The 621-nt window shown below is 64.6% G+C and carries 1 protein-coding gene; it reads right to left on the reverse strand.

Annotation, left to right across the window (positions count from 1 at the left end; genetic code table 11):
- A partial coding sequence (locus HJ536_RS20690) for a PfkB family carbohydrate kinase (protein ID WP_177159279.1) occupies positions 1-621 on the reverse strand: 621 nt, incomplete at both ends.

The raw sequence follows: 621 nt of genomic DNA on the forward strand, positions 1-621 counted from the left end.
GCACAGAATGCCGTAGCCATCGCGGCCATCTTGCACTTGGGTCGCGGCCTTCATGCACAGTTCCTTGAACGCGCCGCCCTTGGCCAGGGTATACCCGTCCATCTCCTCCAGCTGCAGGCGGTGGTCGAAGGCAAACACCCGCATCGACGACCAGTCCCCCGCATTGCGGGTGTGGCGCGTGGTGGACCAGTGGATCTGCTCCAGTTCCGGATCGTTGCGCAGATCCTTCTGCTTAACGCCGCGCTTCAGGAAAAACTCCAGCTCGGTCAGCGAGGGATAGGCCGGCGTGCAGCCATGACGGCTCACCGCAAAGGCCCCGCAGGCATTGGCGTACTTCAGCGTGGTCGGCCAACCGGCATCTTCCATCCAGCCCTTCAAAAGCCCCGAGAAGAACCCGTCCCCCGCGCCCAAAACATTGAACACTTCAATCGGGAAGCCCTCGCCGCTCTGGCCATCGTCCAGACTGTCCGGCACCGCGCCCTCGAACGCCACCGCGCCCAAAGCGCCCCGCTTGCACACCAAGGTCGCCTTCGAGTTCCCGCGCACCGTGCGCAGCGCCTCGACCGTGTTGGTGGAGCCGCCCGCGATGTGGAACTCCTCTTCGGTGCCCACGATCAGGTC

The sequence above is a fragment of the Donghicola mangrovi genome (genome assembly GCF_013377535.1).
GTDB classification, from domain to species: Bacteria; Pseudomonadota; Alphaproteobacteria; order Rhodobacterales; family Rhodobacteraceae; genus Donghicola; species Donghicola mangrovi.